The organism is Bacillus sp. mrc49 (assembly GCF_002803435.1).
On the sequence record NZ_PHNG01000255.1, the window covers coordinates 1 to 631 of the forward strand.

The 631-nt window shown below is 43.9% G+C and carries 1 protein-coding gene; it reads right to left on the minus strand.

Annotation, left to right across the window (positions count from 1 at the left end; translation table 11 throughout):
* A partial coding sequence (locus CVN76_RS01835) for a DEAD/DEAH box helicase (protein ID WP_198512423.1) occupies window positions 1–631 on the minus strand: 631 nt, incomplete at both ends.

The window sequence follows — 631 nt, forward strand, 5'->3', positions numbered from 1 at the left end:
CGCTTCAGTCAATGTAGGAGTTTTAAGTTTTTCCATACGTTTTTTCGTTGTATGTTCAACTGCATGCAGTTGACCTCTTTCTCTTGGTGTTACAAACGTAATGGCAATACCATGTTTACCCGCACGACCTGTACGTCCAATACGGTGAACGTAACTTTCAGGATCTTGAGGGATATCAAAGTTGTATACATGTGTAACGCCTGAAATATCAAGACCACGCGCAGCCACATCAGTAGCAACTAGAACATCGATGCTGCGGTCCTTGAATTTTTTCAATACGGAAAGACGTTTAGCCTGGCTAAGGTCACCATGGATTCCTTCAGCCATATAGCCGCGAATGTTCAAGGCAGAAGCCAATTCATCGACACGGCGCTTCGTACGTCCGAAGACAATCGCAAGATCCGGTGTTTGAATGTCAAAAAGGCGAGCCAGTGTATCGAATTTTTCACTTTCTTTTAGCTCCAAGTAATATTGCTCGATGCGATCGACTGTCATTTCTTTCGCTTTTACGCGCACAAGAACTGGTTCATGCATGAATCTTTCAGCGATTTTACGGATCGGATCAGGCATTGTAGCTGAGAAAAGCAATGTTTGCCTTTCGTCAGGAACCGTTGAAAGGATGGATTCGATA